The organism is Zymomonas sp., from assembly GCF_020216885.1.
Taxonomy (GTDB): domain Bacteria; phylum Pseudomonadota; class Alphaproteobacteria; order Sphingomonadales; family Sphingomonadaceae; genus Zymomonas.
The window spans coordinates 1-10000 of record NZ_JAIWON010000092.1 but is presented as its reverse complement, the minus strand read 5'-3'; the positions used below and the strand labels follow the sequence as shown (position 1 = coordinate 10000).

General features: G+C 47.9%; 6 protein-coding genes. 3 read left to right on the top strand and 3 right to left on the bottom strand.

Features of this window, described 5'->3' with window-relative positions; genetic code table 11:
• Together carB and carA are read right to left on the bottom strand one after the other, a co-directional pair.
• A partial coding sequence (carB, locus tag LDL18_RS05035; protein WP_296507401.1) for a carbamoyl-phosphate synthase large subunit occupies positions 1–1513 on the bottom strand: 1513 nt, incomplete at its 3' end.
• A 67-nt stretch (positions 1514–1580) separates the two neighbouring features.
• Positions 1581–2753 (bottom strand): glutamine-hydrolyzing carbamoyl-phosphate synthase small subunit, encoded by a 1173-nt coding sequence (carA, locus tag LDL18_RS05030; RefSeq protein WP_296507398.1) that lies wholly within the window; start codon positions 2751–2753, stop codon positions 1581–1583.
• 251 nt (positions 2754–3004) lie between these two features.
• Here carA and LDL18_RS05025 point away from each other — a divergent pair, with 251 nt between their 5' ends.
• From LDL18_RS05025 to rpoD, 3 genes are all read left to right on the top strand, one after another.
• Entirely contained in the window at positions 3005–3463 is a 459-nt protein-coding gene (locus tag LDL18_RS05025) for a GatB/YqeY domain-containing protein (protein WP_296507396.1), read from the top strand.
• 911 nt (positions 3464–4374) lie between these two features.
• Positions 4375–6264 (top strand): DNA primase, encoded by a 1890-nt coding sequence (gene dnaG, locus LDL18_RS05020; protein ID WP_296507394.1) that lies wholly within the window; start codon positions 4375–4377, stop codon positions 6262–6264.
• Complete coding sequence (rpoD, locus tag LDL18_RS05015) at positions 6265–8277, top strand: RNA polymerase sigma factor RpoD (RefSeq protein ID WP_296507392.1); 2013 nt, start codon at positions 6265–6267, stop codon at positions 8275–8277.
• 100 nt (positions 8278–8377) lie between these two features.
• Here rpoD and LDL18_RS05010 read toward each other — a convergent pair whose 3' ends face one another.
• Positions 8378–9892 (bottom strand): YifB family Mg chelatase-like AAA ATPase, encoded by a 1515-nt coding sequence (locus LDL18_RS05010; protein WP_296507390.1) that lies wholly within the window; start codon positions 9890–9892, stop codon positions 8378–8380.
• Positions 9893–10000: the final 108 nt, after the last annotated feature.

Genomic DNA, 10000 nt, shown 5'->3' with positions numbered 1-10000 from the left:
GCAAAGCGAGATCAGCCAAGCGTTTGTCAGAGAAGCCCATGGCTTTTAAGCGGCGGAAAGGGGCTGCTTCAAGAGGAAGGCCATTGGAAATGACTTCATTTTCAGCGGCAATAATTTCAGCCAACCGTGCAATAAACCAAGGATCGTAATGGGTGATTTCGCAGATTCTTTCTGCGGTGAGACCTTCCCGTAAGGCTTGGGCGGCCACCAATAAACGATCAGGCGTTGGGCGTGCCAATTCGGCTTCTATTACCGAAGGATTGGCACCGACCAGCGCTTCGACTGGATCAAGGCCGGAAAGACCATTTTCCAGACCACGCAGCGCTTTTTGGAGACTTTCCGGAAAAGAACGGCCAATCGCCATCACTTCACCAACTGACTTCATGGCCGTCGTCAAAAGCGGTTTGGCATTTTTGAATTTTTCAAAAGCGAAACGCGGGATTTTGGTAACGACATAGTCAATGGTCGGTTCAAAGCTGGCCGGTGTTGCGCCAGTGATGTCATTGGTGATTTCATCCAGCGTATAGCCAATTGCCAATTTGGTAGCGACTTTGGCAATCGGAAAACCGGTAGCCTTGGAAGCCAAAGCCGAAGAACGGCTGACACGCGGATTCATTTCAATAACGACCAGACGGCCATTTTCGGGATTAAGGGCGAACTGGACGTTGGAGCCACCCGTTTCAACCCCGATTTCGCGGAGAACTGCAATTGAGGCATTTCGCATGATCTGATATTCTTTATCAGTCATGGTTAATGCCGGAGCAACGGTGATGGAATCGCCGGTATGAACCCCCATCGGGTCGATATTGTCGATCGAACAGATGATAATACAGTTATCATGGCGGTCGCGGACGACCTCCATTTCATATTCTTTCCACCCGATCACGGATTCTTCGATCAGAACTTCCTGTGTCGGAGAGGCCGAAAGACCACCGGAAACAATATCAATAAATTCTTCTTTGTTATAAGCGACGCCGCCGCCAGTGCCGCCCATCGTGAAAGACGGACGGATAATGGCCGGAAGCCCGACATAGTCCAAGCCATCAAGGGCTTCTTCTAAAGAATGGGCAACCGATGAACGTGGGCTTTCGAGACCGATTTTATCCATCGCCTGACGGAATTTCAGTCGATCTTCGGCTTTATCGATCGCCGTGGCATCTGCCCCGATCATCTCGCAGTTGAACTTTTCAAGCGTCCCGTCGCTGGCAAGCGCCAAGGCCGTATTCAAAGCCGTTTGGCCGCCCATCGTTGGCAGCAAGGCATCGGGGCGTTCTTTTTCAATGATACGGGCAACGACTTCGGGCGTGATCGGCTCGATATAGGTCGCGTCGGCCATATCGGGATCGGTCATAATGGTCGCCGGATTGGAGTTGACCAGAATAACGCGATAGCCTTCTTCCCGCAAAGCTTTGCAGGCCTGCGTCCCTGAATAATCGAATTCACAGGCCTGACCAATAACGATCGGACCAGCGCCGATAATCATAATCGATTGGAGGTCGGTTCTTTTGGGCATCACAAAAACCTTAACGGGGAAAAGGAAAAGACAAAACGGAAAGAGCGAATGATGCGGTCAATCCGCATTATGGCCGCTCCTTCGCGATGAGATCGATAAATTTGGCGAACAGATAATAGCTATCTTGTGGCCCCGGACTGGCTTCAGGATGATATTGCACCGAGAAAGCCGGACGGTCGGTGAGTTCAAGACCGGCCAAGGAACCATCAAACAAAGACATATGTGTCGGACGGGCTTGTTCCGGTAAGCTATCGGTAGCGACTGCGAAGCCATGATTCATCGAGGTAATTTCAACTTTGCTATCATCCAGTCTTTTCACCGGATGGTTGGCGCCGCGATGTCCCTGATGCATCTTGTAAGTCGTAGCCCCAACAGCCAGCGCCAAAAGTTGATGACCGAGACAAATTCCGAAGATCGGCATTTTAATATCAAGCAGCTGGCGAATGACAGGAACCGCATATTCAGCCGTTGCCGCCGGATCACCGGGACCATTGGAAAGGAAAACACCATCCGGTTTATAGGCCATAATTTCATCAAAGCTGGCGGTTGCCTTAACAACCGTTACCTTGGCACCAGCTTCCACCAGATTTCTAAGGATGTTATGTTTTAAACCGTAATCAATCGCGACAACATGGGGGCCTTTGCTGTTATCGACCGTGCTATAACCATTCTGTAAAGACCAGATGCCTTCCTGCCAGTTATAGCTTTGATGGGTCGAGACCGAACGGGCTAGATCCATGCCCTGTAAACCTGCCCAGCTACGCGCCGTTTCGATCAAGGCCGGAATATCAAACTGTCCCTTGGGATCATGCGCAATAACAGCGTTTTGCGCGCCTTTTTTCCGCAGCAATCCAGTTAAAGCGCGGGTATCGACACCAGCAAGACCGATACGGTCGTTATCTTTTAACCAGCTATCAAAACGCCACAGACTTCTGAAATTGGAAGGGGCAGTCACATCTTCCCTGACGATGCAGCCGAGAGCATGGAGCGTCTTCGCTTCGACATCTTCTCTGTTTGCGCCGACATTACCGATATGCGGGAAGGTGAAATTGATAATCTGGCTGGCAAAGCTGGGATCCGTCATGATTTCTTCATAACCGGTCATCGCGGTATGGAAACAGACCTCACCGACTTTGGCTCCGGTTGCACCGAAACCGCGGCCCCATATCATTTGACCATCGGCTAAAACCAAAACCCCGGTTGCGCCTTCCGGGGGGCGTGCAGATATGGGATCAGCCACCTGAGGTTCTCCTTTTTTTTATGCTGGCGGGAAATAGATAAACGGCGCATCAGTAAGGGCGGTCGTTTCTTTGGTCAATCTATTAAAATCAACAAATATCCGCTATACTGTTCGCTTTCTTTCCATTGCCCAACCATTCACCGGCACGCCAACACTGTGATTTATGCCGGTATCTCTTAAGAAATATGGTTGTTTTTTTCGGCAATAACAGGGATCTGTCGTCAGAATTCCCAATCTATAAGGCATTATTTATGATAAGAGATGAAATAAAAGCCGGTCTTATCACCGCCATGAAAGCCCGTGATAGTGAAAAAACCGCCGCTTTACGCCTAATTCAAGCGGCAGTTCGCTATCGTGACATTGAAGAGCGCACCGAAAGTGACGCAACCGATGACGATAAACTGGTCACCGAAGTTTTGTTAAAAATGGCAAAGCAACGTCGCGAATCGATTGATATGTATGAAAAAGGCGGTCGTCCTGAACTGGCCGCCAAAGAACAAAGTGAATTAGACGTTATCAGCAGCTTCCTTCCTAAACAGATGAGCGAAGAAGAAGCCAAGGCCGCGATTGCTGGTTTAATTAAAGAATCAGGTGCCAGCTCGATAAAAGAAATGGGCAAAGTCATGGGCTTGATTAAAGAACGCTATGCTACCCAAATGGATATGAGCAAGGCGGGCCCCATGGTGAAAGCGCTGTTAGCACAGGGCTGATAAAACCACTCAGATTGTTTTGTCAGGAAGCGGGACTTTCTTACTCCCCGCTTTTTGACAAAAATATTTCAGCCTCAACGGCTTTTACTTTTAACCTAGCAACCCAATTTTTAGTCTGATCTTAAGATCGACATAGCTTAGTAAAAGACGGCCTAGATTTGATTAGATTATCTTTTAGAGTGATATGATCGCGATTAAAGGGTTGCCATTCGCCTTTTACAATAACGGACAAGCAACCCATGATAGGATTAAGAGAAAATTAGAGAGATTTTCATCTACACCCCATCAAATTTAAAATAGAAATTTTTCTGCAAGAACAAATCCGAGAATAAAGCCGAAAAAAACAATAGCTATTCTGCCTATTTTATTCGCTTTTTCGTTTTTTAAATTGACATCTGACATCTTTTTACCTCCTCAAAATGATGCAAGAAAATCGTTAATAAAAAAGCACGTGTAATGAAGCAAGAGGTAAATCTATTTAAGTCTTTGAAAGAATGGGATTATTACTGAAAATTCTATTTGAATTGGAAAGGTTGGCACTTCTCTTCTGATAAAAGACTGCCCAAAGAACGATCTCAATGTCAAAAAATGCGCTTTTTATCTTTCAGTCTGTTGGAAGAGAAATGCTTTTCAACTGGATAAAGCCCGACTTTCTTGCTAAACAGGTATAATTATCGGGTGATTCGATATCTTCTTTATAGCTGCGCCTCTTTTGTTCTGATACCGCCTCTGCTTTGCGGGAAGTTGTCCCTGAACCAAGGGTGCGATGAACAAAAACAGATATATCAGTCTGGGCAGTATAAAAGTCAGATACCCGTTCTACAAAAAAATTTGGTTTTACCGCTTTTCCGTGCAGAGAGCTTCATCGCTTTTCTGCCCTTCCGTCTTTTTTATGGTCTCATGGGACAATAATGACCACCGGCCACTTCCTTCCTCCTGAATTTCTGGATGAATTGCGCCAGCGTATTACGCTGTCGGCGCTGATCGGGCGGACGGTAAAGCTGACCCGTGCCGGACGGGAATTCCGTGCCTGTTGCCCCTTCCATAATGAAAAAACGCCCAGTTTTTACGTCAATGATGAAAAGGGTTTTTATCATTGCTTTGGCTGTGGCGCGCATGGCGATGCTATCCGTTTTGTGACCGAAACGCGCGGGCTTTCCTTTATGGATGCGGTGCGTGAATTGGCGGGGCAAGCAGGGATGGATATTCCCGAAGCCAATCCAGCAGCGGTCAGACAGGCCAAAAGAACGGCAACCCTACATGATATTATGGCAGAAGCGACCAAATGGTTTTCTGAACAGCTTCACGGGATTGAGGGAGCCGAAGTTCGCCGTTATCTCGACAACAGAGGTATATCGCCTGCCATAGCGCAAAATTTTGGCCTTGGCTTTGCCCCGAATGGACGGGGACGGTTGAAAAACGCCTTGTCCCACCATGCCGTTGAAAAACTGATTGAAGTCGGATTGTTGATATCGGTTGAAGGGCGCGATCCTTATGACCGCTTTCGCGGGCGGCTGATGATTCCGATTAAAGACCAACGCGGACGTGTTATTGCCTTTGGTGGTCGGCGGTTGGAGTCTATGGAGGGTGGCAATGGCCTTCCTGATAACAGCCCGAAATATCTCAACTCGCCTGAAACGCCCCTTTTCGATAAAGGACGCACGCTTTACAATATTGATAAAGCCAGTCAGGCGGCGAGACGACAAAAGCGGATTATCGTTGTCGAAGGCTATTTGGATGTTATCGGTCTAGCGCAAGCGGGTATTCACGAAGCGGTTGCCCCCTTGGGAACGGCCTTAACAGAACATCAGATTGAGCGGCTGTGGCGGATAGAAGACAAGCCGATTCTTTGTTTTGATGGCGATTCAGCCGGACAAAAAGCCGCCGTCAGAGCCGCTGAACGCGCCCTTGTTCAGGCGCGCCCCGGTAAGACTCTGTCCTTTGTCACATTGCCCAATGGGAAAGACCCTGATGACTTGGTCAAGGAACAGGGAAAATCAGCTTTTGAAGAGGTTTTATCCCGCCCCATTGCTCTTGATCGGTTATTATACCGCTTTGAAGCCTCCCAGATTGATCCACAGTCACCGGAAGGGCGTGCCGCTTTATCCAAAAGATTGGACGAATTAGCGGCCTCCTGCCGTGATGAGTTTATTGCCCGTGGCTATCGCAGCAATTTTAGAAATCTTTTTTACGAGAATTTCGGGTGGAAAAATAAGAAGCGGCCGGACAGTTCGACGGCAATGCCAACGACGGCGGTTACCCCATCCGATCTTCCTATCCCGACTATTTCTGATCTTGAGCATCAATATAGCCGCCAAATTTTAATTGGGCTTAGCCTCTATCCCGAAGCGATAAAACAGCGACTGGAGAGACTGGCAGCGCTAACGGTTACCGATCCCAAGTTGAAAAAATGGCGCGAGGTGCTGATAACAGCTGTCATTAGCGAACCAGATCTTGATAGAGACGCAATCAAAGCCATATTGAAAGCTGATGCCAATGTGGACATTTGCGCATGGGACATAAAAAAAGATTTACGCTTTCCTTTTACACGGCCTGATATTGCGCCGGATTTAGCGATTGAAAGTTTAGTTGCTCTCATTGATCTCGTGGTTGAAGAGAGAGAATTAGCAACTGAAGAACAACAGCTTAAGCAGGTATTCACAGAAGAACGCCTGATAGCTGATTATGCAAAGTTTGAGGCAGCGCAGGCGTTACACCGTAAACGCCGTGCTGATTTTCAGGAACGACGTTATATGCTCGGCATAGAGTTCGAGCTTAGAACAAGGGTGGATGAAGGCTAGATGGCAGAGACGACTACGGCTGAAGCGAAAAAAAATGCCGGTGATGCGCCGCTGATCGATTTGAATGAAACGTCGATCCGTAAATTCATAACGCAAGCCAAAAAGCGCGGATATGTAACCTATGATCAGCTGAATGAAGCTCTTCCACAGGACCAGATGTCTTCGGAACAGATCGAAGATATTATGTCTGCCCTTTCGGAAATGGGCATCAATATCGTCGAAAATGAAGATAGCGGCGAGGATGGTCAGCAGGAAGAAGAAGACGCAGCCGAAGAGCTTCAGGGCGACGGTGGCACCTCTCCGGCTCCTGCCGTTACGACCAAGAAAGAAACATCCGACCGAACAGATGATCCGGTGCGTATGTATCTCCGCGAAATGGGTGCGGTCGAGCTTTTGAGCCGTGAAGGTGAAATTGCAATCGCCAAGCGGATCGAAGCTGGTCGCGACACCATGATTTTAGGGCTTTGTGAAAGCCCAATTACTTTTGACAACATTATCGAATGGTCGAATGCCCTGAATGAAGGCACGCTGCAATTGCGTGAAATCATTGATTTGGATGCGATGTTGACCCAAGGCCCTTCCCCCGATCAATTCGAGGAAGATGGTGACGACAATGACAACGAGATTTCCGAGCGCAATGCTGGCCCGACCTTCAAAGAGGATGAAGACGACGAGGATGACAGCGAAGGCGAGTTAGACGAAAATGGCCAGCGCATCCAGCGTGAGAATGACGAGGAAGATGAAAATACCTTGTCTCTGGCGCAGATGGAAGAGCAGCTTAAACCAGCTTCTTTAGAAAAATTTGCTAAAATTGCTGATCTTTACCGCCAATTTTCGGTTCTTCAGAATGCACGGATGCGGGCTTTAGGCGCGAATGAAGAATTTCCAGAGGATCAGGAAAACGCTTATCAGCAGCTTAGAGAAGAGCTGACCGCAGAAGTTGAAAGCGTCAAATTCCATAACGCTCGTATCGAATTTTTGGTTGAACAGCTTTATAACTATAACAGCCGCCTTAGAACGCTGAATGGTCAGATGCTGCGTCTGGCAGAACGGTATAAAGTGCCGCGCGATTCTTTCCTCAATGCCTATTTGGGCAATGAAATGGAAGAAGGCTGGGTCGAGCGCGTTACTAAAATCGACAAAAAATGGGCGAATTTCACGACGAGTGAAGCCGAAAGTATCGAACGCATCCGTTCGGAAGTAGCCGAGATCGCTCAAGTCACCGGTATGACGTTAAAAGAACTACGTCGTATTGTGACCATGGTGCAAAAAGGCGAGAGAGAAGCCCGTATTGCTAAAACCGAAATGGTTGAAGCCAATCTGCGTTTGGTCATCTCCATTGCTAAAAAATACACCAATCGCGGTTTGCAGTTCCTTGATCTTATTCAAGAGGGCAATATCGGTTTGATGAAGGCTGTCGATAAATTTGAATATCGTCGCGGCTATAAATTCTCGACCTATGCGACATGGTGGATTCGTCAGGCGATCACCCGTTCTATTGCCGATCAGGCGAGAACTATCCGTATTCCAGTGCATATGATCGAAACGATCAACAAACTGGTTCGGACAAGTCGCCAAATCTTGCATGAAATCGGGCGCGAGCCGACGCCGGAAGAATTGGCCGAGCGCCTTTCTATGCCGCTTGAAAAAGTGCGCAAGGTGATGAAAATTGCGAAAGAGCCGATCAGTCTTGAAACGCCGATTGGTGATGAAGAAGACAGTCATCTCGGTGACTTTATCGAAGATAAAAACGCGATTATTCCGGTCGATGCCGCTATTCAGGCCAATTTGAAAGAAACAGTCACCCGTGTTTTGGCTAGCCTGACCCCACGTGAAGAACGTGTTTTGCGGATGCGCTTTGGTATCGGTATGAATACCGATCATACCTTGGAAGAAGTCGGGCAACAATTCTCGGTTACCCGTGAACGTATTCGTCAGATCGAAGCAAAAGCGCTTCGCAAATTGAAACATCCCTCCCGTTCACGGAAAATGCGGAGTTTCCTCGATCACTAGAGGAAACAGCCTTTAGCGCTTTATCTGTCAAAAAGCCTTTTGAGACCCGATGCTTTATTGGTGTTTCAAAAGGCTTTTTTGATTTTAGACGATTTTGATTTTAAGCAACGGGCTGACGATGACGGTAGCTTAAGGCTTCAGATATATGAATTTGGTTTAATGTTTCCGCCATATCCAGATCAGCGATCGTACGGGCGACTTTTAACAGGCGATAATAAGCACGAGCAGAAAGTCGCATCTTTTCTACGGCGGTCATCAAAATTTTACGTGCTGCATCATCCATTGGCGTTAGTTTTTCAATCAAGGCACCGTCCGCTTCGGCATTGCAGCGGATAGCTCCGTCTTTATAATTTTTATACCGATCAGATTGAATTTGACGGGCAGCCATCACGCGGGCTTTGACTGTCGCAGAAGATTCGCCTTCAGGAAGCATCAATTCATGCGCCCCAACGGGGGGCATATCAATATGGATGTCGATACGATCTAAAAGAGGCCCTGAAATTTTATTCTGATATTCAGCCGCACATTTCGGCGCTCGACTACAAGCTAAGGCAGCATCATCCAAATGGCCACAGCGACAAGGATTCATCGCAGCAATAAGCTGAACCCTTGCTGGAAAACGAATATGGGCATGGGCGCGGGCAATGGAGACCTCGCCATTTTCCAAAGGTTGCCGCAGAGAATCGAGCACCGGCCTTTTGAATTCTGGCAATTCGTCTAAGAATAAAACACCGAGATGTGCCAAGGTCACTTCACCGGGTTTGATATGCTGGCCACCACCGATCAAAGCCGCCATTGAAGCCGAGTGATGCGGTGCGCGGAAAGGTCTTTGCTGAATAAGGCCGCCTTGCGGCAGCATCCCCGCAACAGAGGCAATCATCGAGACCTCCAAGGCCTCGCGATTACTAAGCGGCGGCAAGATGCCCGGAAGGCAGGCTGCCAATAACGACTTACCTGCACCCGGAGACCCGCACATCAGCATATTATGCCCACCAGCCGCCGCAATTTCCAAAGCACGTCTGGCTTGTTCCTGCCCTTTGACTGAAGAAAGATCAGGGCCGTTAAAAGCCATTTCGACAATATCAGCTTTGGGCTGTGGGAGAGCAATTTTCCCTTTCAAATGTTGGATCAATAACAAAAGATCAGGAGCTGCGATAATTTCATCTAATCCTGACCACGCGGCTTCTGCGCCCAAGGATTCGGCACAGATCAAACCGGATTGGCAAGAGGCGGCATGAATAGCAGCAGGTAACGCGCCCGGTGAGGCCATTAAACGCCCATCCAATCCCAATTCCCCCAAAACGACATATTGGCTTAATGTCTCATTATCCAATACGCCCATCGCCCCCAATAACCCTAAAGCAATCGGCAAGTCATAATGTGAGCCTTCTTTGGGAAGGTCGGCCGGAGACAGATTCACTGTAATTCTTTTTGGAGGCAGAGCCAATCCGATGGCAGATAAAGCCGCCCTCACCCTTTCACGGCTTTCAGAAACAGCTTTGTCTGGTAAGCCGACAACGGTAAAAGCAGGAACACCGGAAGAAAGCTGAACCTGAACTTCTATTGGGCGGGCTTCCATCCCTAAAAAAGCCAGACTGGCGACACAAGTAACCATGATAAGAAAGAAACCGCCTTTAATATTATAATTTTATTATTTTGATGATCTTTTTTGAATTTCTTATATAGGGTTTAATTCTTCAAAAAGATATTTTTCAAATCCTTT